The sequence below is a fragment of the Agrobacterium leguminum genome, from assembly GCF_005144435.2.
GTDB lineage: Bacteria > Pseudomonadota > Alphaproteobacteria > Rhizobiales > Rhizobiaceae > Agrobacterium > Agrobacterium leguminum.
Map to the genome: position 1 here is coordinate 2413598 of NZ_CP120211.1, position 25127 is coordinate 2438724.

General features: G+C 59.1%; 19 protein-coding genes and 1 riboswitch. Of the genes, 13 read left to right on the plus strand and 6 right to left on the minus strand.

The window, feature by feature from the left end:
- Complete coding sequence (gene thiC / locus CFBP4996_RS11660) at positions 1 to 1824, minus strand: phosphomethylpyrimidine synthase ThiC (protein WP_080853063.1); 1824 nt, start codon at positions 1822 to 1824, stop codon at positions 1 to 3.
- A gap of 95 nt (positions 1825 to 1919) precedes the next feature.
- A riboswitch (TPP riboswitch) is annotated at positions 1920 to 2031 on the minus strand.
- A gap of 182 nt (positions 2032 to 2213) precedes the next feature.
- Here thiC and CFBP4996_RS11665 point away from each other — a divergent pair.
- The 5 genes from CFBP4996_RS11665 to CFBP4996_RS11685 are packed head-to-tail and all read left to right on the plus strand — an operon-like array spanning position 2214 to position 8002.
- The gene (locus CFBP4996_RS11665; RefSeq protein WP_003521307.1) at positions 2214 to 2465 is read left to right on the plus strand and encodes an acyl carrier protein; all 252 of its coding nucleotides are present in this window, start codon (positions 2214 to 2216) and stop codon (positions 2463 to 2465) included.
- Positions 2465 to 3646 carry an acyl-CoA dehydrogenase family protein gene (locus CFBP4996_RS11670; protein ID WP_059759982.1) on the plus strand — a complete coding sequence of 394 codons (1182 nt, stop codon included), beginning with the start codon at positions 2465 to 2467 and terminating at the stop codon, positions 3644 to 3646. The genes CFBP4996_RS11665 and CFBP4996_RS11670 overlap by 1 nt, the downstream gene beginning before the upstream one ends.
- Before the next feature lie 4 nt (positions 3647 to 3650).
- Positions 3651 to 4559, plus strand: a complete 909-nt coding sequence (locus CFBP4996_RS11675) for an amino acid--[acyl-carrier-protein] ligase (protein ID WP_003504856.1) — start codon at positions 3651 to 3653, stop codon at positions 4557 to 4559.
- A 6-nt stretch (positions 4560 to 4565) separates the two neighbouring features.
- Positions 4566 to 5549, plus strand: coding sequence for a DUF1839 family protein (locus CFBP4996_RS11680; RefSeq protein ID WP_080853062.1), 984 nt, complete (start codon positions 4566 to 4568; stop codon positions 5547 to 5549).
- On the plus strand, positions 5546 to 8002 hold the full coding sequence (locus tag CFBP4996_RS11685) for a beta-mannosidase (protein WP_080853061.1): 2457 nt from the start codon (positions 5546 to 5548) through the stop codon (positions 8000 to 8002). The genes CFBP4996_RS11680 and CFBP4996_RS11685 overlap by 4 nt, the downstream gene beginning before the upstream one ends.
- Before the next feature lie 20 nt (positions 8003 to 8022).
- Here the strand turns inward: CFBP4996_RS11685 and CFBP4996_RS11690 are convergent, their stop codons facing one another.
- Both CFBP4996_RS11690 and CFBP4996_RS11695 read right to left on the minus strand, forming a co-directional pair.
- Complete coding sequence (locus CFBP4996_RS11690) at positions 8023 to 9828, minus strand: serine aminopeptidase domain-containing protein (protein ID WP_170988550.1); 1806 nt, start codon at positions 9826 to 9828, stop codon at positions 8023 to 8025.
- 38 nt (positions 9829 to 9866) lie between these two features.
- The gene (locus CFBP4996_RS11695) at positions 9867 to 10070 is read right to left on the minus strand and encodes a hypothetical protein (protein ID WP_080853059.1); all 204 of its coding nucleotides are present in this window, start codon (positions 10068 to 10070) and stop codon (positions 9867 to 9869) included.
- Between the two features lie 102 nt (positions 10071 to 10172).
- Between CFBP4996_RS11695 and CFBP4996_RS11700 the strand changes: the two genes are divergently transcribed.
- The 4 genes from CFBP4996_RS11700 to CFBP4996_RS11715 all read left to right on the plus strand — a co-directional run bounded on the left by CFBP4996_RS11700 (position 10173) and on the right by CFBP4996_RS11715 (position 16344).
- Entirely contained in the window at positions 10173 to 12890 is a 2718-nt protein-coding gene (locus CFBP4996_RS11700) for an ABC transporter ATP-binding protein (protein ID WP_080853058.1), read from the plus strand.
- Positions 12891 to 12933: 43 nt separating this feature from the next.
- Positions 12934 to 13389, plus strand: coding sequence for a cyclic nucleotide-binding domain-containing protein (locus CFBP4996_RS11705; protein WP_003521299.1), 456 nt, complete (start codon positions 12934 to 12936; stop codon positions 13387 to 13389).
- A 349-nt stretch (positions 13390 to 13738) separates the two neighbouring features.
- Positions 13739 to 14440, plus strand: a complete 702-nt coding sequence (locus tag CFBP4996_RS11710) for an MBL fold metallo-hydrolase (protein ID WP_233283549.1) — start codon at positions 13739 to 13741, stop codon at positions 14438 to 14440.
- Positions 14441 to 14649: 209 nt separating this feature from the next.
- Positions 14650 to 16344, plus strand: a complete 1695-nt coding sequence (locus tag CFBP4996_RS11715) for an adenylate/guanylate cyclase domain-containing protein (protein ID WP_080853056.1) — start codon at positions 14650 to 14652, stop codon at positions 16342 to 16344.
- A 34-nt stretch (positions 16345 to 16378) separates the two neighbouring features.
- On the opposite strand, the gene CFBP4996_RS11720 is transcribed toward CFBP4996_RS11715, so the two are convergent.
- Together CFBP4996_RS11720 and CFBP4996_RS11725 are read right to left on the minus strand one after the other, a co-directional pair.
- A complete protein-coding gene (locus tag CFBP4996_RS11720) occupies positions 16379 to 16861 on the minus strand; it encodes a class I SAM-dependent methyltransferase (RefSeq protein WP_078052412.1) in 483 nt (160 codons plus the stop codon).
- Between the two features lie 4 nt (positions 16862 to 16865).
- Positions 16866 to 18206, minus strand: a complete 1341-nt coding sequence (locus tag CFBP4996_RS11725) for a nucleotide sugar dehydrogenase (RefSeq protein WP_162935971.1) — start codon at positions 18204 to 18206, stop codon at positions 16866 to 16868.
- Positions 18207 to 18333: 127 nt separating this feature from the next.
- Here CFBP4996_RS11725 and CFBP4996_RS11730 point away from each other — a divergent pair, with 127 nt between their 5' ends.
- Entirely contained in the window at positions 18334 to 19431 is a 1098-nt protein-coding gene (locus tag CFBP4996_RS11730; RefSeq protein WP_080853054.1) for a glycosyltransferase family 4 protein, read from the plus strand.
- Complete coding sequence (locus tag CFBP4996_RS11735) at positions 19428 to 20171, plus strand: polysaccharide deacetylase family protein (protein WP_080853053.1); 744 nt, start codon at positions 19428 to 19430, stop codon at positions 20169 to 20171. The genes CFBP4996_RS11730 and CFBP4996_RS11735 overlap by 4 nt, the downstream gene beginning before the upstream one ends.
- Here the strand turns inward: CFBP4996_RS11735 and CFBP4996_RS11740 are convergent.
- On the minus strand, positions 20163 to 21125 hold the full coding sequence (locus CFBP4996_RS11740) for a glycosyltransferase family 32 protein (protein ID WP_162935970.1): 963 nt from the start codon (positions 21123 to 21125) through the stop codon (positions 20163 to 20165). The two genes, CFBP4996_RS11735 and CFBP4996_RS11740, sit on opposite strands and share 9 nt — an antisense overlap.
- A gap of 211 nt (positions 21126 to 21336) precedes the next feature.
- On the opposite strand from CFBP4996_RS11740, the gene CFBP4996_RS11745 reads away from it, so the two are divergent.
- Together CFBP4996_RS11745 and CFBP4996_RS11750 are read left to right on the plus strand one after the other, a co-directional pair.
- Positions 21337 to 23229: an ABC transporter ATP-binding protein gene (locus CFBP4996_RS11745; protein WP_078052409.1), complete on the plus strand. Its 1893-nt coding sequence runs from the start codon at positions 21337 to 21339 to the stop codon at positions 23227 to 23229.
- Positions 23226 to 25127 carry an ABC transporter substrate-binding protein gene (locus tag CFBP4996_RS11750; protein ID WP_080853052.1) on the plus strand — a complete coding sequence of 634 codons (1902 nt, stop codon included), beginning with the start codon at positions 23226 to 23228 and terminating at the stop codon, positions 25125 to 25127. Before CFBP4996_RS11745 ends, CFBP4996_RS11750 begins: the two co-directional genes overlap by 4 nt.

Here is a 25127-nt window from a genome sequence, read left to right on the forward strand (position 1 = left end):
CTATTCGGCATCCGCAGGCGTCGCGAGCGGCATGTAAAGCTCACCGCCTTCCTTGAAGCGTGCGGCCATGGCCTCCAGTCCCTCCTTCTGCGCCTCCGCGCGGATATCGTGGGAAATCCGCATCGAGCAGAATTTCGGCCCGCACATGGAGCAGAAATGCGCGACCTTGTGCGCTTCCTTCGGCAAGGTCTCATCATGGAAGGAGCGCGCCGTATCCGGGTCCAGCGACAGGTTGAACTGATCCTCCCAGCGGAACTCGAACCGCGCGCGCGACAGCGCATCGTCCCGCACCTGTGCCGCCGGATGGCCCTTGGCGAGATCGGCGGCGTGGGCAGCGATCTTGTAGGTGATGACGCCGACCTTCACGTCGTTGCGATCCGGCAGGCCGAGATGTTCCTTCGGCGTGACGTAGCAGAGCATCGCGGTGCCGAACCAGCCGATCATCGCCGCACCGATGCCGGAGGTGATGTGGTCGTAACCCGGCGCAATATCGGTGGTGAGCGGCCCGAGCGTATAGAAGGGCGCCTCACCGCAGGTCTTCAACTGCTTGTCCATATTCTCCTTGATCTTGTGCATCGGCACATGGCCGGGGCCTTCGATCATCACCTGGCAATCCTTCGCCCAGGCGATCTGCGTCAACTCGCCGAGCGTCTCCAGCTCCGCGAATTGTGCGGCGTCATTGGCGTCGGCAATAGAGCCGGGACGCAAGCCATCGCCCAGCGAGAAGGAGACGTCGTAAGCGCGGCAAATGTCGCAAATCTCGTCGAAATGCTCATAGAGGAAGCTTTCCTTGTGGTGATGCAGACACCACTTGGCCATGATCGACCCGCCGCGCGAGACGATGCCGGTGACGCGGTTGACGGTGAGCGGGATGTAATGCAGCCGCACGCCGGCATGGATGGTGAAGTAATCCACACCCTGCTCCGCCTGTTCGATCAGCGTATCGCGGAACACTTCCCAGTTCAGGTCTTCGGCAATGCCGTTGACCTTCTCAAGCGCCTGATAAAGCGGCACCGTGCCGATCGGCACCGGCGAATTGCGGATGATCCATTCGCGGATATTGTGGATGTTGCGGCCGGTAGACAGGTCCATGACGGTATCCGCACCCCAGCGGATCGCCCAGACCATCTTCTCCACCTCTTCCGCCATGGAGGAGGTAACGGCGGAATTACCGATATTGGCATTGATCTTGACGAGAAAATTGCGGCCGATGATCATCGGCTCGAGTTCCGAATGATTGATATTGGCAGGGATGATAGCGCGGCCCGACGCCACTTCCTGACGCACGAATTCCGCCGTGACGTAGTCAGGGATATGCGCCCCGAAACTCTCGCCGTCACGCGCCAGCTTTTCCCTGGCCGCCTCGCGCCCGAGATTTTCGCGGATGGCGATGAATTCCATTTCCGGCGTTATGATACCGGCCCGCGCATAGGCAAGCTGGGTCACGGCTTTACCGGCCGTGGCTCTGAGCGGCTGGTGGCGCACGGAAAATTCTGGCGTCAGGCGTTCGCCGGTGGCAAAGCCGTTATCCTCCGGCTTGACGTGCCGGCCGTCATAGGCCTCGACATCGCCCCGCGCCACGATCCAGTCATGACGCAGACGCGGCAGACCCTTTTCAATCAGAACGGGATGCGAAGGATCGGTGTAGGGACCGGAGGAATCGTAAACCGTCACCGGCGGTTCGCCCGCCGTCGGATGAACGGCGATCTCGCGCATCGGGACGCGGATATGGGGATGTAAAATCCCGGCTTTGTGGATTTTGGTAGAGGCGGCATGCGGCCCGGTGGTGACGACAAGCGGGATATTCTTGGCAGCGATATTCATCTTGAGGCTCCAAAGTTTGACAGTGGAGACCCAGTTCGAGCCGGAATGATGGAAAATACCGAATTGCCGAAACGCGACGTCATACGCCCGCCCGACCTTCGGTCTTTGCACCGTCCCTACGCCAGTATGAACTGGATCAGGTTCAACGGGTCACTGCGCATGAAAGCAGAATCTCAGCCCCTTGACGGGACACCCCTGGTGAATGGCCACAGCAAAAAACACCGACCGGCATTTGTCAAGGCCGACGATCCATGCTTGGCAAAGGTGCGGGAATGGCGCATGCTGCCGTTAGTTGTAATTAACCTAACGGTTTAGGCGAATATTATCGTTTGCAACGTAACGATAAGCACAAACCATCCTGATGTGAAATTCATGGGAGATACGTCGGAATGAACGCGACTATTCGTGAAATACTGGCCAAATTCGGCCAGCTTCCAACTCCAGTCGATACGATTGCAGATGAAGCCGATCTTTATGCGGCAGGCCTTTCTTCCTTTGCATCCGTGCAATTGATGCTCGGCATCGAAGAAGCATTCGATATCGAATTCCCCGACAATCTGCTGAACCGCAAGTCATTTGCGAGCATCAGGGCCATTGAAGACACCGTTAAGCTCATTCTGGATGGTAAAGAGGCAGCCTGATGAACGTCACCGTAGCGCCGCAGGATGAAACGCTGTCCGCGCGCGCAGGCCGTGTCGCAGCAATCGCCGCCAAACACGCGGATGAGGTGGATGTCACCGGCCGTTTCCCACAGGAAGCCGTCGACGCCTTGCGACAGGAACGCCTGCTCGGCATCCAGGTCCCCTCTTCGCTGGGCGGCGAAAGCGCTTCCTTACAGGAAATCGCCGATATCTGCGCCCGGCTCGGTCAGGCCTGTTCGGCAACCGCGATGATTTTCGCCATGCACCATATCAAGGCATCCAGCCTGGTGGAACACGGCGAGACGAGCGCATGGCATGCCGGCTTCATGAGCCGCATCGCCAGCGAACAGCTTCTGCTCGGCTCCGCCACCACCGAAGGCGGCATTGGCGGCAATCTGCGCAACTCCATCTGTGCAATCGAGGTCGAAGGCGATTTCTGCCGGCTGGAAAAAGACGCCACCGTCATTTCCTATGGCAGCAATGCCGATGCGATCCTCATCACCTCGCGCGCCCACAAGGATGCCGCGCCCGCCGATCAGGTGATGACGGTCTTTCTGAAAAACCAGTACACGCTCGAAAAGACCCATGTGTGGGATACGCTCGGCATGCGCGGCACCTGTTCGGATGGCTTCCTGTTCCGTGGCGAAGCGCCGGCGGCGCAGATATTCCCGAAACCCTTTGCGGAAATCGCCGCACAATCCATGCTTGCAAGCTCGCATCTCCTGTGGAGTGCCGTCTGGTACGGCATAGCCTCGGATGCCGTGCTGCGCGCCCAGTCTTTCGTCAGAGCCGCGGCGCGCAAGTCGCCCGGCACCGCTCCTCCCGGCGCGATCCGTCTTGCCGAGGTCTCCACCAAGCTGCAGGTCGTGAAATCCAACATCATCGCCGGCATCAAGGCTTACGAGGACACCAAGAGCGACCCCGAAAAACTGATGTCCATGGCTTTTGCCGTCGCCATGAACAATGTGAAGATCTGCTCTTCCGAAACCATTCTCGAGATCATCGACCACGCCATGCTGGTCTGCGGCATCATGGGCTACAAGAACGGCACGCCCTACAGCCTCGGCCGGCACCTGCGCGACGCGCACTCCGCCCGTCTGATGATTTCCAACGACCGCATTCTCGGCAATTCCGCCAATCTCCTGCTGGTTCACAAGCAGGACACCAGCCTCTTGGGATAAGACCATGGACATGCAAACCTCGTTTCTCGATCGACTGTTCGAAGAAGGCCTGCTGATTGAAACCGGTGTGGACGGTCTTTATGGACGCAGCGGCCAGTTCGAGGATGTCATTGCCGCCTTCGAGCGGCTGATCGACCGCACGGGCGGCGCTGACGGCGCCGAAGCGATCCGCTTTCCGCCCGGCATCAACCGCGCCTATTTCGAAAAGAGCGGTTATATGAAGAGCTTCCCGCAGCTCGCCGGCACGGTCCATTCCTTCTGCGGCTGTGAGCTCGACCATGTCAGCCTGCTGAAAACCATGGATGAGGGCGGCGACTGGACCAAAGACCAGAAAGCGACAGACATCGTGCTGACGCCGGCGGCCTGCTACCCGCTTTATCCGACGATTGCCAAGCGCGGCGCGCTACCTGCCGGCGGCGGTCTTTATGACATCCAGTCCTATTGCTTCCGCCATGAACCTTCCAAGGACCCGGCCCGCCAGCAGCTTTTCCGCATGCGCGAATATGTTTGCATGGGCACCGAGTCCGACGTCACCGAATTCCGCCAAACCTGGATGGATCGCGGCGTGGAGATGATGAAAGCGGTCGGGCTCGACGTCACCATCGATGTCGCCAACGATCCCTTCTTTGGCCGCGCCGGCAAGATGCTCGCCAACAACCAGCGCGACCAGAACCTGAAATTCGAACTCTTGATCCCGGTCACATCCACGACCAGCCCGACGGCCTGCATGAGCTTCAACTACCATCAGGATGCCTTCGGCCAGAAATGGGGCCTCAACCTCGACAATGGCGATGTCGCACATACCGCCTGCGTCGGTTTCGGCCTTGAGCGCATCGCGCTGGCGCTGTTTGCACATCACGGTCTCGACGTGAAGAAATGGCCTGCGAAGGTCGTGGAAACGCTCTGGGGCTGATCATTCATGCGGCAGATTTTTCCCGGTCTCGATCCCAAAAACTATGTGCAGCATCCGCTCCATTCCTCCGAGAGAATGTGGCCGGAGACCAATTGCTACATCGATTTATGGATCGAGGTGCTGGCCTCGAAAGGACTGCCGCCGGAAGCCATGTTCGGTTTCACGCTCACGCAGGATTTCGAAGGCGACCAGTTCACCTTCTTCAAGGTGCCGCTGGAAGACCTTGAGGCGCTTTATGGCGTTCGCGCCACCGAACTTGCGATCTTCGACAGCGTGGAAAGCCACATCGAGGCGCAGCTCGCACGCGGCCGCATCTGCCTGATCGAGATGGACAGCTTCTATATGCCGGATACCCATGGGGTGGGCTACCGGAAGGAACATGGCAAGACCACCATCGCCATCAATCGGCTCGACCTCGCGAAGCGCGAACTCGACTATTTCCATAACGCCGGCTTCTTCCACCTTTCAGGCGAAGATTTTGACGGCCTGTTCCAGCATCATCTGGCCGAGACCGACCCGCCTTTCCTGCCCTATACCGAATTTGCAAAATTCGCGGATAGCAGCCCGTCGCCCGCACATATTCGCAAGACGGCCGAACGGCTCCTGAAATTTCATTTTTCCAGACGGCCCTCCGCCAACCCTGTCCGCGCTTTTGCCGGCGTTTTTCCGGCGCAGGTGGAAAAGGTCGCCGACCGACCCTTCGGTTTTTTCCACAAATATGCCTTCAACACGCTGCGCCAGCTCGGCGCCAATTTCGAACTGGCGGCAAGTCACTTCGAATGGCTGGACGCGGATGGTTTTTCTGAAGCAAGAGACCACGCGCTCAAGATTTCCGAGGTTGCCAAGACCGTGCAGTTCCAGCTCGCCCGCGCCGTCACCCGCCGCAAATTTGATGCACTGGCCACCGTGCTCGATCCAGCAGCGGATGCGTGGGATGGCATGATGGAAGCGCTTTCGACTAAACTCACTGATGCCAGCGAGGCCGCGTGAGGACTTATCTTCCCGGCGAAAGCGAGGAATTGCTGAGCGAAGGCTGGACGCTGACGCTGACGCCCGCCGATGCCTGTGAGACGCCGTCCGATATTCCCGCATCGCTTGAAAGCCTTCACGTCTCCGTTCCCGGCACCGTGGCGCAGGCTCTGGAAGCGGCTGGAACATTCGACCGCCTTGCCCCGGCGCCTCTCAATGACAGGGATGCCTGGTATCGGCTGACGATGATTTCCGATACGCGCGAACGCGCCACCCTGCGCTTCGACGGTCTCTCCACCATTGCCGAAATCTTCTTCAACGGCGAGCTGATCGCCGCGAGCCAGAGCATGTTCGAAAGGCTGGAAGTGCCGGTCGAACTCACGGGCGCGGACGAGCTTTGCATCTGCTTCCGGGCGCTTGCGCCGAGACTTGAAAAAACCGGTCCCCGCGCCCGCTGGCGGCCGCAGATGATGAATACGCAGGGGCTGCGGCTGATCCGCACCACTGCACTCGGTTACATGCCCGGCTGGTGCCCGGAAATCCACGCCGCCGGCCCATGGCGGCCCATCAGTCTGATCAGACAGGAAGCGGTGCTTTGCACGCTCCGATCTTCACTGGACGAGGCAGGAACGGGAACGCTCGCCATCGCGCTGGAAACCAAGCGGCCCATAAAATCGGCACGGCTTGGCTGCGCGGGTTATAGCGCCGATCTTTCCAGGGATGAGAACGGCAAGTTTTCCGGCGAGCTCCACATACCCGAAGTCGAACCATGGTGGCCGCACACCCATGGCAGGCCTGCGCTGCACGACACGCTTTTGGAACTGGACGGCGAACAACATAGGCTGGGGCGTACCGGCTTCCGGCGGGTCGAGATCGATCATGGCGAAGACGGTAATGGTTTCGGCCTCAAGGTGAACGGTCAGCCGGTCTTCTGCCGCGGCGCGGTCTGGACGACGGCCGATATTGTGCGCCTGCCGGGAACGGGGGCGGACTACGAGCCATGGCTTAGAAAAGCTGCGGAAGCCGGCATGAACATGATCCGCATCGGCGGCACCATGGCTTATGAGACGCCGGAATTTTTCGCACTCTGCGACGAACTCGGCATCATGGTCTGGCAGGACGCCATGCTCGCCAATTTCGATTACCCGGCAAAGGACGAGAGCCTGCGCCAGCATATCGTCACGGAAATCTCGCAGTTCCTCGAGGCCACCGCGCTTTCTCCATCGCTCACCGTCTTCTGCGGCGGCAGTGAAATGTACCAGCAGGGCGCGATGCTCGGTCTGCCGGAACAGATATGGAAGGGAACGCTCACCGAGGAGGTTCTGCCGGAACTCCTTGCCGAAAAACGCCCGGACGCAGCCTATGTCGCCAATTCCCCCTCCGGCGGTGCATTGCCCTTCTTTCCCGACGTCGGGGTCGGCCATTATTACGGCGTGGGCGCCTATTGCCGCCCGCTGGAAGATGCGCGCCGCGCCGATCTGCGCTTCGCCGCCGAGTGCCTCGCCTTCGCCAATATTCCCGAACAGGAAACGCTGGACAGATATCTACCCGGCGTGGCCGTGCACGATCCGCGATGGAAGGCACGCGCACCGCGCGATCGCGGGGCATCCTGGGACTTCGAGGATGTTCGCGACCATTATCTGAACCTGCTCTACGACATCGAACCGGACCTGCTGCGGCGGGAAGACGGCGGCCTTTATCTCGACATGTCCCGGGCTGCCACGGCCGAGGTCATGGAGGCGACTTTCGCCGAATGGCGGCGCAGCGGCTCCTCCTGTCAGGGCGCTCTGATCTGGACCCTGCAGGATCTCGTTCCCGGCGCAGGCTGGGGTGTCATCGATGCGACCGGCAGGCCCAAATCCGTCTGGCACGCGTTGAAAAGGGCGTTCCGCCCCATCCAGGTTACTTTTTCCGATGAGGGCACGAACGGGCTGGATATACACCTCGTCAACGAGACCGGCGGCAGCCTCGAAGCCATGCTGGAACTGACCTGCCTGCGCGAAGGTGTGCAACCCGTCGTCCACGCCAAACGACCGCTCACGCTTTCACCGCGACAGAGCCAGACCATTGCCGCAACAGATTTGTTCGGCGCCTTTTTCGATACGACCTATGCCTATCGTTTCGGCCCTCCATCCCATGATGTAACCGTCGCCCGGCTTCGCGACGTTGCGACAGGACACGTCATCGCCGACGCATTCCATTTCCCTCTCGGCCGTAAAAAGGCGCTGCACGCCGCAAACCTTCAGGCCACGATCGGTGAAACGAGCGGCAACTGGTCTCTTGAAATCGGCACGGATCGGCTGGCGCAGTCCGTCCATGTCGAGGTGCAGGGTTATTTCGCCTCGGAAAACTGGTTCCATCTCGGCCCCGGCGAAACAAGAAAAATCAGCCTCCTGCCGGAGACCCCGGCGACGGAAGTTCCTCCTTCCGGAGAGGTCGTGTCACTGGGTTCCAGCCGGCGATTTTCCTTCTAGGGTATGACAGCCAAGCATTTTTACCGCAAATGCGCGAGAGCCAGCCGCTTCACCGCGTCGATATAGATTTGTCTGGCTTCCGGCGTTGAAAGATTGTGATCGGCATCGGGAATAATGGTCAGCGACACGTTCTTATAGGCAGCCAGTCCTTTGCCATTGGCGTCGAAGTAATATTGGAAATGTTCCAGACCATCGTCGTTGTCGCTGTAGAGCAGATGAACGGCGGTATCAGTCGCTTTCAATTTATCGAACGCGCCATAGACGGCACGCCCTTCCTCGCTGCCCCTGCGGAACAGCCTCGCCGTTTTTGTCGAAAGCCTCTTGATCGTCGCCTTGACGATATTCAGCCCCGCGCTTGCCACATCGACATCGCCGCTGATGAGACGTTTGAATGTCGCGCCCTGTCGAAAGCGCTGGCTGTATTCCCCGAAGGAACGCGGGCGTTTATGCAGGGCCTCATCCACCGAGCGGCCTTTGCGCCAATGGAAGACGACCGGATTGACCGCGACCACAGCACCGATCCGCTCATCGGCGATTGCGCCGTTGAAGGCGAGATAAGCGCCGCTGCACCGGCCCGCCGCAATGAAAGGCCCCTTGCCGCGCTTGCCGAGAAAATCGAGTGCGGCAGCCACGTCGTCATTCTGCGCGGCATCGTAAAGAACCTGCTCGGGCACGTTTTTTACCGGAGGGCTGTCGGCAATATTGGCCGCGTCGAAGCGAAGCGATGCCACCCCCTCGCGCGCCAATGTACGGGCCATCTGTACGGAAAGCCTGCCCCAGCCCGCATGCCGGTCATAGGCGGCGCCAAGCAGAAGAACCGAAGAAACCACCTCCCGGTCGTCAGGCCCGCAAAAAATACCGAAAAGCCGCCCACCTTCTCCAAATTGCACCGGCTGCTCGACAAAACCGCGCCCACGCTGCGGAGCATTGACTGTGAAATCCTCCTGGAAGATCGCCGGACTCTCGGCATGGGTCTGGGAGAGCACCCAATCGACCAGCCGGTTGACCACATCGTCGGATATTTTCGAAAGCGTAGGGCTGGAGACGAGATCGTCGTAACCTGAAAACTCCGCCTCCTCCACCGCACCGCCGATCGCAACGAGATGCCTGGCGAAATCGGCATCGGTTACGCGGCCCGGCCGGGAAAGCGCCAGAATGGTGCGCGCCGGAGCAGCGGTCAGATTTGAAAGATTGGCCTTCCTGATCGCATCGGCAACACCGGCAGGCATGGCCATGCCGGCAATCGATCCCGCCTCCGTCATCCGTTGCGCGGGCCGAAGACCGAGGCCATCGTCGATCATGGAGGACCACATCGCCAGCTCGCGCAGATAGGCGCGGCCGGAAACGACAGGCGCCAGAAGCGCCATGGAACCCACTTCAGCCACATCGGCAAACGCCTGTGCAGCAATCAGGCAGCCGAGGCCCTGAGCGACAACGACCACTTCAGCGCAGCCGGAAAGACGCTTCAGACAGTTGAGCGTCGCGCGCGCATCGGAAATCCAGTCCGCTCCACGGCCCACATCATCAGGGTCGAAGGCATCACCCGCACCCAGATAGTCGAATCGCAGGCTGGCGACACCGCAAGCGGCCAGCCGCTCGGCCAGTACCCGTTGAAACTTGCGGCTGCACAGCTCCTCCATGCCCCATGGGCTGACGAAAAGAACGGCATGGCGCTGTCTGACGTCCTTGCGCGCCGGATGGAAAATCCCGGTGAGCCCATCAAAAGAGACCGGATGCGCAACCGCCCCATTCGAGGCAATGCCGGAAAGCGACAATGCATCAAGAGACGGATCGCTGCCTGTACGCTCTGAAATATCTATCGCCATCGACCTTGCCATCATTGCGCCAGTGTCTGGCTCAACCATTACGGGATCATTGTATCGAAGCGTCTTACCGCCTGATCTACAATAAAAACAACAACATTAGAGAAGTCTAAAAATATAGTCGCATTTATATCCATTGCCGCCCGCACGTTGCAAAAACGAACACCGGGATGGCGGGCAAGTCCCGGCGGGGCCGCTATTTTGCTCGAAACCGCTTGAATATACTGATAAATAGCGAGTCCCATACCTATTTGCAGGAGGAGGTTGCGCCACCCGGCCACCGGATCGTCTAGACACCGCGCAAACCAACACGCCGGGCCACGCCCGACAGGTCATAGAAGTTTTATATGGAACAAAGCCTTACGCGTTATATCTGGTCGCACACGAGGCGGCAGCAGCTTTTCATTCTGCTGATCGTGGCCCTGTCGATGATCCCCTATTTCCTCGCCTTCGATCTGCCCAAGCAGATCGTCAACGGCCCAATTCAGGGAGATGGTTTCGAAGGGGCGAATGCGACGCAGCTTTTCATGCATCTCACGGTCGATATTCCCTACTGGGGCACCGTGACATTATTCCCCGGGCTCGAGCTCAACCGCATGTCGATGCTGATGGCGCTCAGCCTGACGTTCCTTGCGCTTGTCATCATCAACGGGCTCTTCAAATATTACATCAATACCTACAAGGGCCGCCTTGGCGAGCGGCTTCTGCGGCGCATCCGCTTCGAGCTCATCGACAAGATCCTGCGGTTCCCACCCTCCCATTTCAAGCGGGTCAAAGGTGCGGAAATCTCCAGCATGGTGAAGGACGAGGTGGAGCCGCTCGGCGGCTTTACCGGCGACGCCTTCGTGCAGCCGGCCCTTCTCGGCGGCCAGGCGCTCTCCGCGCTCTTCTTCATTCTCGTGCAGAATTTCTGGCTCGGCCTGATCGCGGCTTTCATGGCCGCCATACAGGTGGGCATCATTCCCAAAATGCGCCGCCGCCTCATCGAGCTTGGCCGCCAGCGGCAACTCAGCGCCCGCCAGCTTGCCGGACGCATCGGCGAAATGGTTGACGGTATCGGCACCATCCATGCCTATGACACGTCCAATTACGAGCGCGCGGATGCCTCGCACCGGCTCGGCGACATCTTCAAGATCCGCTACGATCTCTACCAGTGGAAGTTTCTGGTCAAGTTCATCAATAACTTCCTCGCACAGCTCACTCCCTTCTTCTTTTATGCGCTCGGCGGTTATCTCACACTGAAGGGCAGCCTCGATGTCGGGCAGCTGGTCGCCGTCATCAATGCCTATAAGGAACTGCCCGGACCGCTGAAGGAACTGATCGACTGGGATCAGGCGCGTCAGGACGTGCAGGTGAAATACGAGCAGGTCTTCGAGCAGTTCGATGCCCCGAACATGATCGACGAGAAGGTGCAGAAACTGTCTCCCGGCGCTGTCGCGGCGATCAGCGCCCCGATCGTCGTCGCCAATCTGACACTGGAAGACGATAGCGGCAGCCGACTTCTGGAACAGGCGTCGCTGAAGGTCGAGCCGGGCGAGGTGATCGCCATCGTCGGCGGTTCGGGTGCCGAGGCGCTGGCGGATGCGATCGGCCGCACACTCTGGCCAACCTCGGGCAAGATCAGCATCAACGACGTCGACATATTGGAACTGCCGGAATCGCTGACCGGGCGGCGCATTTCCTATGTATCCTCGGACAGCTATTTCTTCCACGCCAGCCTGAAGGACAATCTTCTTTACGGCCTCAAACACGCCCCGCTCGCGGACAGGGACTATGAGGGGGCAGCGCTGGAACATCGCAAGTGGGAAATCCGCGAAGCCAAGATGGCGGGCAATCCGCTGATCGATATCAACAGCGAATGGATCGACTACGCTTCGAGCCCGGCTGGCGACGGCAGGCCGGAAAATCTCATCCAGGCCATTCTGGCCGTCCTCGACAGCGTGGAACTGTCGCAGGATATTCTGGAGTTTGCGCTGCGTTCGTCGATCGACCCTTTGACCGACCTGCATCTCGCCGCACGCATCGTTGAACTGCGGCATGTGCTGCGTGCGGAGCTGGAAAAGGAAAATCTGAGCGGCCTCATCGCGCCCTTTGAACTGGAGAGCTATAACAGCGAGGCGACGGTCGGCGAAAACCTGCTGTTCGGCACCATGCGGGATTCTTCCCAGACGATCCGAACCGTCATCGAAAGCGACTATTTCCGCTCCCTGATGCGCGAAACCGGCCTCGTGAAAACCCTGTTCGAGATGGGTTACACGATTGCCGAAAACATCGTGGAAATCTTCGCCGACCTGCCGGGAGACCACCCCTTCTTCCAGCAGCTCACCTTCATGACGCCCGACGACATTCCGGTGTATCAGCAGATGTTGCAACGTCTTCAGAGCCGGAGTTTCGACGAGGCTAATGAAAGCGAAAAGCGCGCAATGCTGCGGCTCAGCTTCTTCTACATCGAGCCTCGCCAGCGTTTCGGTCTGCTATCGCCGGAGATCATGAACCGGATCGTCGAAGTCCGACACATGTTCCATGAGAACCTGCCCGACAGCCTGAAAAACGTGATCGAAATCTACGATCCGACCAAATATATGAGCGCCACCAGCCTGCTGGACAACATCCTGTTCGGCAAGGTCAGCCATCGCTACACCGACGCCTCGCGGCGCATCACCCGCATCGTGGCCGATGTCATGCGCAAGCAGGGTGTCTATGAACGCGTGCTGGCGGTGGGCCTGGACTTCAACCTCGGCGCCGGCGGCAAGCGGCTTGGCCCGCTCCAGCGCCAGAAGCTCAATCTCGCGCGGGCGTTGATCCGCAAATCCGATTATTACGTCTTCAACCGCCCTCTTCCCGGCCTCGATCCCCGACAGCAGGAGGAAATTGTCGAGCGGGTCATCACACTCCTGAAACAGAACAACAATAACCCGTCGATCATATGGGTCCTGTCGAATGCGACGCTCTCCCGCATGTTCGAGCGGGTGATCGTTGTTCATCAGGGCCTGATCACCGCCGACGGAAGTTACGAGACTCTCGCCGAGGAAAACGGTACATTCAAGGACATGGTCGCAACATAAATCCAAGAAGGTGACCGAGGTGGAACAAGAACAGGGTAAGTCAATGCTGTTTAAAGACGAAATTCAGATGCTGAAAAGGGTGCCGTTTTTTTCGGAAATGGAACCGTCAAAGCTCAAACTACTGGCATTCGCATCCGACCGGGTGTCCTATCATGCTGGCGACGTGCTGTTTCATCAGGGAGATGTCGGCGATGCGGCCTATGTCGTCTTGACCGGAAAAGTCGATGTTCTGGTCGATTCCCCTTCGGGCACGCTGAAAGTGGCCGAAATGACCGGCAATGCCATTGTCGGCGAAATCGCCATTCTCTGCGATAGCGTCAGAACCGCGACCGTTCGCGCCTCCACCAATGTGGAAGCCCTGCGCATCGGCAAGGAACAGTTCTTCAAGCTCATGTCCGATTTCCCCGACATCACCATCAAGGTCATGCGCGTTCTGGCCGAACGCCTTACCCAGACGACGGCGGAACTGAGCAAAGCGCGGGCAGGCGCCCGGACATAAACGACAATTCCTTGCTACCTTGAATGGCGATATTGGAAAAATAAATGTCGTACTATTGCAATATAAATGAAATGCTGACTGAATAAGGGGTAAAGGCGTCCGCCAGAAACGAGCGGATATAAGAATCTATAGAGACAACGGGCTTCATGGGAGGAAAGCGTGCAAGATTCCGTTGTTATTGGGGTGTGTCATGGCGTTCGATTCCGACACAGCAAGTCGGGAAAGTAATAGAAATTTTCGGGTAAAGATCTGGGGTGCGCGGGGAACGCTTCCTGTTTCAGGTGAAAACTTCCGAAAATACGGCGGAAATACCATCTGCATCGAGGTGAGATGCGGCGATCACGTTCTTTTGTTCGATGCGGGTTCGGGCTTGCATCCCGCTGGCCTCGCCCTGCGGGCGGAAGGCATTACCGACGTCAACCTGTTCTTCTCGCATTGTCATTACGACCACATTGTCGGCTTCCCCTATTTCAAGCCCTTTTATAACAGCTCCAACGATGTCGCCATCTGGTCGGGACACCTCGCCGGCACCATGAGCACCCGGGAAATGCTCAAGGACTTCATGAGCCCGCCGTGGTTCCCCGTGCCGCTAGAAATCTGCTGCGCAAAAATCGACACGCGGGACTTCATGCCGGGCGATGCGCTCGATGTGCATCCCGGCCTTTCGATCAGAACCGGAATGCTCAACCATCCCGGCAACGCCATCGGATATCGGCTGGACTGGGAAGGAAAGTCCCTCGCCATCATCACCGACACCGAACATGAGCCGGGCGATATGGACGAAACCGTGCTCGACCTGATCAGGGATGTCGACCTTTTCCTCTATGACGCCATGTTCACCGATGAGGAAATGAGCCTTTATCGCGGCTATGGCCACTCGTCCTGGCAACAGGCGATCCGCCTCGCCAAACGCGCCGGCGCAAAAAATGTCGGCTTCATCCACCACGCCCCGAGCCGCAGCGACGAAGAACTGGACAATATCGAAAAACAGGCGAAAGCCCAGTTCAGTGGCGCCTTCGCGGCCATGGACGGCCAGATCATCGAGCTCTGACGCAATCTGGCTCCGGCGAAGTCGACCTGTCCGACCGCGTTTTCGAAACCCTGATTTCGACATCCCTTGCCATGCGGGCGTTCGAACACGCACAATTGACCGTTTCCGATCGATTGCTCCACGATATTGCCACGAGACGGCCTGCAATAAGGGTGCCACCACATACTACATGATGATTCTGCGCTGAATGACCACATGATGGGATTTGCATGATCCGTTTCTTTTCGGAGACCAATTTGAGACGCGCCCGGATTTTATCCGGCCTCATCATATTTGCTTTCGTATTTTCTCATCTTTTCAATCACTCCCTCGCACTCATCTCCATCGATACCGCCGAACGGGCGCGAAAATGGTTCAGCCTGATCTGGCTCAACCCTGTCAGCAGCCTGCTTTTTTACGGTTCTGTTCTGGTGCATGTCTGTCTAGTTCTGCGCTCGCTTTATCTGCGCAGAACGCTGCGCATGCCGCTCCGCGAAGCGCTTCAGGTCATCTTCGGCCTGTCGATCCCGTTCCTGATCATCGGCCACGCCGTCAATATCCGTGTGTCGCATATGCTTTATGGCATCGATGTCGGCTATTATTCCGTCATCCGCAGGCTGTGGATCAACAACCCGATACAGGGCGCCTGGCAAAGCCTCGCCTTGATCGTGATCTGGGTCCACGGATGCATTGGCCTTTATTTCTGGCTGCGTTACCGGGACTGGTATCCGCGGATAGCCGGGCTGTTCATGACGGTGGCCGTGATGCTGCCGCTCCTGGCGCTGCTGGGCTTCAGCGATGCCGGCCGCTGGCTGGCGGAAATCGATGAAAAATACGCGCTTCCGCCCGGACTTGCCGACAATACGATTCAAAAGGACGAGCTGCCACTGCAGCGGGAAATGGAAACACAGATCCGTTTCATCACCGGCACAGCGGAGACGTTGTTCGTCGGCGCGGTAATGCTGGTTTTCGCCATGCGTGGCTTACGCAGCTTTCGGCAACGATTGACGGCGATCGAAATCCGCTATGAACATGGCGCGCAGGTACATGTACCTGCCGGGCTCAGCATTCTGGAAGCGAGCCGCCTTGCGGGAATTCCGCATTACTCCGTCTGCGGCGGCAAGGGGCGCTGCTCAACCTGTCGGGTCAAGGTTCTGAACAGCAAAGGCCCGCTACCGCCACCGGGAGACATCGAGCAAACCACATTGCGGCGCATCCATGCCGATTCCGATGTTCGGCTCGGCTGCCAGCTACGCCCCACCAGCGATATTGATATCGCGCTTCTCGTTTCACCGCCCCAGCAAAGCGACCTGCCGGCCGATGCACAACCGGCCCGACCCGGCCGGGAAGAAGAAATCGCCATCCTCTTTTGCGATCTGCGCAACTTCACCACGCTTTCCGAAGCGAAGCTGCCCTATGATGTCGTTTTCCTTCTGAACCGCTATTTCACCATCGTCGGCCAGGCCGTCGAACAGGCGGGAGGCCATCTCGACAAATTCATCGGCGATGGCGCCATGGCGCTTTTCGGACTTGGCGAGGACGCGGAGCATGCCTGCCGCAACGCCATGAAGGCGGCCGCGACCATATTGCGGGATATCGCAATTCTGAACGAGGGGCTGGAGAAACAATTCGCCGTCCGCCTGGAAGTCGTCGTCGGCATTCATTCCGGTCCGAGCATCGTCGGCGTCATGGGATATGGCGCGGCCAAAACCCTGACGGCCATCGGCGATACCGTCAACGTGGCAAGCAGGCTCGAATCCAAGGCCAAGGAATTCGGTGCAGCCATCGTTGTTTCCGAACCGGCCATCATTCAGGCGGGGCAGGAGATTGCCGATCTCAGAAGCGAAGAAATCGCCATCCGCGGCCGCAACTCACAAATGAAGGTCTTCCTGCTCTCGAAAGAAGAGAGTGAGCGCTATTTATGAGATAGCCCCGACACATCTGTCGGGGTGTGCGATCTCAAATCTTGCGATAGAGAAAATAGCGGTCCGTCGGCACGCTTGCCGGCACCGGCAGCGGCTTCAACATGGGATGATCCAGAGGCAGACCGCTGACCGCGAGACCGCCTTTCGCCAGCATGCCCGCCGCAAGATCGGGCAACCATGTGAGGGTAACCGCATCCTTTTCCGGATAGCCCGTGCCAATATCGGCATGCACGAACGCCGCTTCCGTGCCGACGAAAGCCGGAGCGGTTTGCGATATTTCACCGATCACCAGATCCTCCTGCGCCGGAACGGAGGAGGCATGCGCACCCATGGCCCTGTCGAAAGCGATGATGCGGCGGTTGGGGAACAGTTCCCGCAGGTGATTGAAGGTGCGCCCATTGCCAAGGCCGATTTCCATAAGCGCGCCTTCATCCGGCAGATCGAGATCGGCTGCGACATGGTTGAGGATATCCCGCTGCGCGGTCAGCCGGCGAATGAAACTATCGAGTCTGCTCATGTTATCAGGCCTTGATGATGTGTTTTGCAGCTATATCCCGACGCGCGAAAACATTGCGCGTGTCGATGATAAGCGGCGCCCATTCGCTTAGAGCGGCATAATCCACATTGTCATGATCGGTCGCAACGAGAACGGCGTCGAAGGCGCCGATCGCCTGCCTGTCCCACGGCACGGATTTCATGCCCATCAGGTGGCTATATTCCCGGGTCTTCGGGATTTCGGCCACGTGGGGATCGAAATAGGCCGCTTCGCCGCCACGCTCCTGAATAAGCTCGATGAGCTTCAGAGAGGGGCTTTCGCGAATATCCGGCACATTCTTTTTATAGGCGAGCCCGACGACCAGCACCTTCGAGCGGCTGAGCGCCTTGCCGGAATGAATATCGAGCGCCTCCGCGACCCGCCCGATGACGTGACGCGGCATACCGGTATTGATCTCGCCGGCCAGTTCGATGAACCGCGTCGGCAATTCATATTCGCGCGACTTCCAGGTGAGGTAGAAAGGATCGATCGGTATGCAATGGCCGCCAAGGCCCGGGCCGGGATAAAAGGGCATGAAACCGAACGGCTTGGTCTTCGCCGCATCGATCACTTCCCAGATGTCGATACCCATCGCCTCGTAGACGACCTTGAGTTCGTTGACGAGCGCGATATTGACGGCACGAAAGACGTTTTCCGTAATTTTCACCGCCTCGGCCGTGGCATTTGTCGAGACGGGGACGATCTTTTTGACCACCGAACCGTAAAATGCCGCCATCAGCTTTCCGGCCGCCTCGCCATCGCCGGCGACAACCTTCGGAATGGTCGAGGTCTCGAAATCGCGATTGCCGGGATCTTCCCGTTCGGGTGAAAAGCCGATGAAGAAATCGACGCCGGAGACGAGTCCGGTGCTTTCCAGAATGGTCTTCACCACACCGTCAGTCGTGCCGGGATAGGTGGTCGATTCCAGAACCACGAGCTGTCCCTTGCGCAGATGGGCGGCAATATCGCGACAGGTCTTTTCGACATAAGAAAGGTCCGGCTCGCGATATTTCGTCAGGGGCGTGGGCACGCAGATGGCAATGACATCGCATTCGGCCAGCCTGGAGAAATCCGAGGTGGCGACAAAGCCGTCATCCTGTCTCACACTCGCCAGCACCTCGTCGGAAACGGCCTCGATATAGCTGCGCCCGGCCTCGATCGCGGTAATTTTACCGGGATCGATATCGAAACCGACAACCTTGAAACCGCCCCTGGCGATCGTCATGGCAAGCGGCAGACCGACATAGCCGAGGCCGATCACCCCCGCTTTGGCGCTTTTGTTTTCAATGCTGGAAAGCAGGTTCCGGGAAGTGTCTGGGGAAGTCAAAGCGTGTCACGCTCCGCGCATGTGCAAAAGATGCCTTTCAGTTGGGCAAGAATGACGGACCTGTCAAGGCTCGGCCCTTTCAAATTCCGGTTGACGCCCAAGCCACCGCCAACGCACAACCATCGCCATGAAGATCGCCTTTTATGCGCCGCTCAAATCTCCCAACCATCCCGTTCCCTCCGGCGACCGGCTGATGGCCCGTTTGCTAATGACGGCGATCACGATGGGCGGTCACGATGTTTCCGTCGCTTCGGAACTGCGCAGCTTCCTGAAACAGCCGGATGATCCGGCAAGGGCCTTGCTCGCCGATGAGGCCGAGCGCGAAATCGAGATCGTCACACGGCGCTGGCGACGGGATCGCGTGCCGGATCTCTGGTTTTGTTACCACCCTTATTACAAGGCTCCGGACTTGCTCGGACCGGAACTGAGCAAACGTTTCGACATCCCCTATGTCAGCGCTGAAGCGTCCTATTCGCCGAAACGGAATGGGATGGGATGGCAGGCAGTTCAGGGTGGGTTGCTGGCCGCATTGAACGCCGCCGCCATCAATATCTGCTTCACCGCACGGGATCGTGAAGGGCTCGTGCGGGCCTCGCCCGCCCTTCGCTGGGCCATGCTGCCGCCTTTCATCGATGCCGAGGCCTTTCTCAAGAACACGCCCCAGCCAACACCCGCAAGGCTCATCACCGTCGCCATGATGCGGGCGGGTGACAAGCTCGACAGCTATCGCGCCCTTTCCGAAGCGCTCGCCCTGTTGCCGCAGGATCTCGACTGGACGCTGGATATCGTCGGCGACGGACCGGAACGCACGGCCGTACAGGGCATGTTCAGCGCGTTTCCCAATCACCGTCTCGTCTGGCATGGGGAAAAAACCGCGGCCGAGATCGCAATGCTCCTTTCAAAAGCCTCTCTCTATGTCTGGCCGGGCCATGGTGAGGCTTATGGTCTCGCCTATCTCGAGGCGCAGGCTGCCGGCCTGCCCGTTGTGGCCGAAGAAGTGGCTGGCGTCCCCGAGGTGGTAAAATCCGGCGCCACAGGATTACTGACACCAGAAAATGATAGAGCCGCCTATGCCGACGCGATTGAAACCCTGCTCGGCGATGACAGGCAGCGCGAAGAACTGGCACGGGCGGCCCGGCAATTCGTGAGGAACGAACGGTCTCTGGAAAATGCCGCAAAAGAACTGAACCATATCCTGCTGCAAGCAAAGGCGCGAACATCATGAGTCTGGAAAAACTCGTTGCGGCACTGGACGAATGCGGGCGGCGCGGCATATCCGCCGATCTCTGGCTCCGGGACGACGATGCGGTGGAGCCGACGCCCGCGCTCGACACCTTGCTCGATCTTTGCGGCGGCTTTTCCGCTCCGGTCACGCTCGCGGTCATCCCCGAAATGACGACCGATAAGCTCGCACGGCATCTGGATGTGTCGGACATTGCCCAGGTCGCCGTGCATGGCTGGTCCCATACGAATTATGCCAGCGAGAGGGAAAAGAAACAGGAACTCGGATCGCATCGCGATCCGGCTGTCGTTCTCGATGAATTGCAATCCGGACTGGATAAACTCCACGACCTGCATGGTGCACGTTTGGTGCCGATGCTCGTGCCGCCGTGGAACCGCATAGATGCCGGTATCGTGAAGGCACTGGCGGGCCTCGGATATCGCGCCCTATCCGTTTTCGGCCCGGAGAAAAGCACCCTGCCGCCCTGCCTGAACACCCATGTCGATGTGATCGACTGGCACGGCAGTCGCGGTGGCCGCAACGACGACGTGCTCTTTGCGGAGACCGCCGCCCGCATCCTGACGACCGCCGAAAACGGCGGCACCACCGGCATCCTCACCCACCATCTCGTGCATGACGACAATGTCTGGCGCTTTCTGAGACGGCTTTTCGAGGTGACCGCCGGCCATCCCGCCGCCCGCTGGCGTTCTTCGAAAGACCTTGTCGACGACATCTCACCATGATTTCCAGGCGATCAGCAACCCGCTCGCCTCAGTGGAAAGTTTCCGCCTGACCGCTTCCACCGTCTCAAAGGGCGCACGGTCGGGAAGGGACGCGGCAACGAACCCCGCCGGCGCGAGGCTGATACTTCCCGCCCGGGCGATGATGGTGAAGATCAAGGGGCCGGTCGACCACCAGGCGGGTGCGCGAGGCATGTCTTCGATAATCCCGGGAAAGGCATTCAGCATCCTGCTGAAAACGGGATGTCCGGCAGGCGCGGCGATGAAGGAATTGGCAAGCAGCATGCTGCCCTGCCCCGTGTCCCGTGGCGTTTTTTCGTCAAACACCGTCAGCCCCGCCAGAGGCAGGAATGTATCGAAACTCACATCGTCCCGCGCCGGATACCAGTCGCAATCGAGATAGATGCCGCCAAACCGCTCCAGCAGGATATAACGGGCCACATCCACCGCGCCCGGATAATCGCCCTTGTCCAGCATGGCTTTGAAGACGCCGTTCGAAAACACGCCTTCCCGCTCAAGATCGGCCTCCCGCCAGAGCCGATAATCGTAACCATGGTTCGAAGCGTGGGCGGCCCATGCCTCAACCGATACCGGCGGGGCTTTTTCCCCGATCCATATCTGGTGAATGAGCCTTGGCACATCTTCACGGCTTTTGAGGCTGATCGTGCGACGTTCTTCCGTGGAAAACCGCGCATATTTCTCCAGCACCTGCGGGGGTGGAACAAGCGTATATTGATAACCGATCTTGGCGACCATATCGCCCTCGGCCTTGGCGAGGCGCAGCCGTGCCGCGTGCAGCCGGCGCGGCAGGCCAAGCACCGTTTGCTCACCCATCAGGTGGCCGTCCTTTGCTGCAACCAGCGATAAGAGAAGCGCATTGGCTTCCGCATACTGGCCGCCATTTTGCAACTGCCGGGCCTTATCCAGCTGGGCATCGTAATATTTCTTGTCGGACATGGATCCTCATCCAGAAACGCTCGTTAACATATCGCCAAACAAAAGGCGTCAGGCAAGCCGTCGTGTTTCGGAAGCCGGCTTTGAATTCGCTAAACAATTCGATGTTTCAGAGGCATAGACAGACAACAAACCCTGCGATAACGTGGATTTAAGCCCTCCTGAGCAAATTGTCACAAGGCAACGATAAAGAGACGGCAAGGAACCCTTTGGCATGAGCGCAGGCGCAGATTTGCTCCGTATTGAAAATCTGCGGGTCTCGTTTTCTCTCATGGGCGGCACCATCGATGCCGTCAGGGGCGCGAGCCTTCGTATTCTTCCGGGAAAAGTCACCGCTCTCGTCGGCGAGTCCGGCTCCGGAAAATCCGTCATCGGCCAGACCATCATGGGCATCCATCCCAAGACGGCGCGCGTGAATGGCCGTGTGCTGTTCACCGATCCGGAAAATGCCGCGGCCGGCCCTGTCGATCTGCTGCAATTGCCGAAGGACGGCCGGGAAATCCGTTCGATACGCGGAAATCGCATCGGCCTGATCTTTCAGGAGCCGATGACGTCTTTCTCGCCGCTGCACACCATCGGCAACCAGATCGATGAGGCGCTCAGGATTCACAGCATCCTGTCGCCGGCCGAACGTGCGGAAAAAATGCATGAAACGCTCGACCTTGTGGGGTTTTCCAAACCCAAGAAGGTCGTGAACATGTATCCCTTCGAGCTGTCGGGCGGCATGCGCCAGCGCGCCATGATCGCCATGGCGCTGATCTGTCGTCCCGCACTTCTGATCGCCGACGAGCCGACGACGGCGCTGGATGTGACCATACAGGCGCAAATCCTCAAGCTTCTGCGCGATTTGCAGAGCCGTCTGAACATGAGCATGCTGCTCATCACCCACGATCTCGGCGTGGTGGCCAATATCGCCGACGAGGTCGCGGTGATCTATCAGGGCGAGATCATGGAAGCCGGCACGGTCGATGACATTTTCAAATCGCCGAGCCATCCCTATCTCAAGGGCCTGATGGCCGCCGTGCCGCATTTCGACATGAAGCCCGGCGAAAGGCTGAAGGCGCTTCGCGAAATCAACATCGACCACGAAAGCCTCGTCGGCAAAAAAAACGCCGCGGTGAACAAGACCCCCGGCCCGCTTCTGACCGTGGACAATATCAGCAAGACATTCACGACCCGGAAGTCCAGCTGGTTCCGCAAAGGCGACGCCAACGCCACCAAGGCGGTCAACAGCGTCAGTTTTGAAATTCGCCGCGGAGAATGCCTCGGGCTGGTAGGCGAAAGCGGCAGCGGCAAAACCACCGTCAGCAAAATCCTCATGCGCGCCGTTCGCCCGGATGAAGGCTCGGTGACCTTTCACCGGCCTGAAGGCGACATCGATGTCCTCAACGCCAGGGACGGAGACCTGAAAGAGCTGCGGTCGAAGATACAGATGGTCTTCCAGGACCCGATATCCTCGCTGTCTCCACGCATGACCGTGGGCAACATCCTGAGCGAGCCGCTGGAAATCCACGGACGGGGCGATGCGAAATACCGCGCGGAGAAAGTACGCAATCTCGTCAGGGCCATTGGGCTCGGAGAAAGCGCGCTCAACCGTTACCCGCACAGTTTCTCGGGCGGACAGAGGCAGCGTATCGGCATCGCCAGGGCATTGGCGCTCGGTCCCGAACTTCTCATCTGCGACGAACCCGTTTCCGCCCTCGATGTCTCCGTGCAGGCGCAAATCCTCAATCTGCTGAAGGATTTGCAGCAGGATCTCGGGCTGACCTATCTCTTCATTTCGCATAATCTGGCGGTGGTGGACTATATGGCCGACCGCGTGGCCGTGATGTGCGAGGGCCGCATCGTGGAGCTGGCGCCGCGCGAAATCCTGATGCGCTCTCCGGTCCATCCCTATACGAAATCCCTGCTGGCGGCCGTGCCTTTCCCCGATCTCGACCGTCCGCTCGATTTCCGCACCATCGGCAAGATCAGCGCGACGGGCAAATTCGACTGGGGCAAACAGTTCCGCGACGAGGGTGATGGCGACATGATCTCCGCCGATCTCGGCGAAGGCCATTTCGTGCTCGCAAACGGCAATGCCGATATCCGGGAGCTTCGCCCTTGATCACGCGTCGCACCACCCTTGCCCTCTTGGCCTCCGTCTTCCTGCCGGCCTATGCGCGGGCCGCCTATACCGACCCCGCTTATTTCAAGGAAAAACGGGAAAAGGGCGAATTGCCCGACGTGGCCGAACGCCTGCCGAAAAACCCGCGCGTCATCGACATGAAAGCGCTTGGCCGCGAGCCGGGAAAACATGGCGGCTCAGTGCGTATGCTCATTGGCGGCCAGCGCGACATTCGCCTGATGCCGATCAGCAGCTATGCCCGCCTTGTCGGTTACGACGAGAAATTCGAGCTTCATCCGGATATTCTCGAAAGCTACGACGTTCAGGAAGAACGCATCTTCACCTTCAAGCTGCGCGAAGGCCACAAATGGTCCGACGGCAGTGATTTCACCTCCGAGGATTTCCGCTATTTCTGGGAGGACGTCGCCCTCAACAGGGAAATCCACAAGGGCGGCCCACCGATCGAACTTCTGGTCAACAGCAAGCCGCCGCTTATCGAAGTCATCGACCGGCTGATCGTGCGCTACACCTGGGATGGTCCGAACCCGGATTTTCTGGCGAAGCTCGCAGCGGCCTCACCGGCCCGGCTGTTCCTGCCCGCCGCCTACATGAAACAGTTCCACGTCAAATATCAGACGGCGGAAAAGCTCGCCAAGCTGATCAAGAAAAACAAGACGGATGACTGGAGCGGGCTGCATATCAAGATGTCGCGGCAGGTGCGGCCTGAAAATCCCGATCTGCCGACGCTGGATGCCTGGCGCAACACCACCGCGCCGCCAGCCGAGCAATTCGTCTTCGAGCGTAACCCCTATTATCACCGGGTCGACGAAAACGGCCTGCAACTGCCCTATCTCGATCGTTTCTTGCTCAACGTCACTTCGTCCGATATCATCTCGGCCAAGACGGCGTCCGGCGATAGCGATCTGCAATATTTCGGCCTCGATTTCGCCGATTACACCTTTCTGAAGGATGCCGAAAAGCGCTTTCCCCTGAAGGTGAACCTCTACAAGCGCTCTCAGGGTTCGCGCATCGCGCTGCTGCCCAATCTGAATTGTGCCGACCCGATCTGGCGCAGCGCTTTTCAGGACGTGCGCGTGCGCCGGGCGCTGTCGCTCGCGATAAACCGGCACGAAATCAACATGGTCTGCTTTTACGGGCTGGCAAAGGAAAGCGCCGATACCGTTCTGCCGGAAAGCCCGCTTTACCGGCAGGAATTTGCGGACGCATGGAGCGCCTTCGACCGGGCGGCGGCCAACAGGCTGCTCGATGAAGCCGGTCTCGACAAGCGCGACAATGCCGGCCTTCGACTCCTGCCGGATGGCCGCCCGGCCTATATCATCGTCGAAACGACAGGCGAAAGCACGCTTGAAACCGACGTGATGGAACTGGTGACGGACCACTGGCGGCATATCGGCATTGCCGTTTCCGTGCGCCCCACCCAGCGCGATGTCTTCCGCAAGCGCGCCATGGGCGGCGAGGTGCTGATGTCGGTATGGATGGGCATGGACAATGGCGTGCCGACGCCCGACATGCTGCCCTCCGGCCTGGCGCCCACCGGTGACGACCAGCTGCAATGGCCGGTCTGGGGCATCCACTATCTCTCGGGCGGACGTGAAGGCAAGGAACCCGATCTGCCGGAGGCGGCGCACCTGCTCGATCTCCTGAAAAAATGGCGCAGAAGCATCACCGAAGAAGAACGGACGACCATCTGGCTGGAAATGCTTGATATTTATACGCAGCAGGTGTTTTCCATCGGCATCGTCAACGGCGCGCTTCAACCCGTCGTCCATGTCAAACGCATGCGAAACGTGCCGGAAAAGGCGCTTTTCGGCTATGAACCCACATCCTATCTCGGCGTCTATCTGCCGGATGCCTTCTGGTACGACGGAGACGCCTGA

What these genes read in the sequence shown, in the direction of transcription:
- thiC (WP_080853063.1), bottom strand. Translation starts at nt 1,824, where the DNA reads ATGAATATCGCTGCCAAGAATATCCCGCTTGTCGTCACCACCGGGCCG.
- CFBP4996_RS11665 (WP_003521307.1), top strand. Translation starts at nt 2,214, where the DNA reads ATGAACGCGACTATTCGTGAAATACTGGCCAAATTCGGCCAGCTTCCA.
- CFBP4996_RS11670 (WP_059759982.1), top strand. Translation starts at nt 2,465, where the DNA reads ATGAACGTCACCGTAGCGCCGCAGGATGAAACGCTGTCCGCGCGCGCA.
- CFBP4996_RS11675 (WP_003504856.1), top strand. Translation starts at nt 3,651, where the DNA reads ATGGACATGCAAACCTCGTTTCTCGATCGACTGTTCGAAGAAGGCCTG.
- CFBP4996_RS11680 (WP_080853062.1), top strand. Translation starts at nt 4,566, where the DNA reads ATGCGGCAGATTTTTCCCGGTCTCGATCCCAAAAACTATGTGCAGCAT.
- CFBP4996_RS11690 (WP_170988550.1), bottom strand. Translation starts at nt 9,828, where the DNA reads ATGGCGATAGATATTTCAGAGCGTACAGGCAGCGATCCGTCTCTTGAT.
- CFBP4996_RS11695 (WP_080853059.1), bottom strand. Translation starts at nt 10,070, where the DNA reads ATGGGACTCGCTATTTATCAGTATATTCAAGCGGTTTCGAGCAAAATA.
- CFBP4996_RS11700 (WP_080853058.1), top strand. Translation starts at nt 10,173, where the DNA reads ATGGAACAAAGCCTTACGCGTTATATCTGGTCGCACACGAGGCGGCAG.
- CFBP4996_RS11705 (WP_003521299.1), top strand. Translation starts at nt 12,934, where the DNA reads ATGCTGTTTAAAGACGAAATTCAGATGCTGAAAAGGGTGCCGTTTTTT.
- CFBP4996_RS11715 (WP_080853056.1), top strand. Translation starts at nt 14,650, where the DNA reads ATGATCCGTTTCTTTTCGGAGACCAATTTGAGACGCGCCCGGATTTTA.
- CFBP4996_RS11720 (WP_078052412.1), bottom strand. Translation starts at nt 16,861, where the DNA reads ATGAGCAGACTCGATAGTTTCATTCGCCGGCTGACCGCGCAGCGGGAT.
- CFBP4996_RS11730 (WP_080853054.1), top strand. Translation starts at nt 18,334, where the DNA reads ATGAAGATCGCCTTTTATGCGCCGCTCAAATCTCCCAACCATCCCGTT.
- CFBP4996_RS11735 (WP_080853053.1), top strand. Translation starts at nt 19,428, where the DNA reads ATGAGTCTGGAAAAACTCGTTGCGGCACTGGACGAATGCGGGCGGCGC.
- CFBP4996_RS11740 (WP_162935970.1), bottom strand. Translation starts at nt 21,125, where the DNA reads ATGTCCGACAAGAAATATTACGATGCCCAGCTGGATAAGGCCCGGCAG.
- CFBP4996_RS11745 (WP_078052409.1), top strand. Translation starts at nt 21,337, where the DNA reads ATGAGCGCAGGCGCAGATTTGCTCCGTATTGAAAATCTGCGGGTCTCG.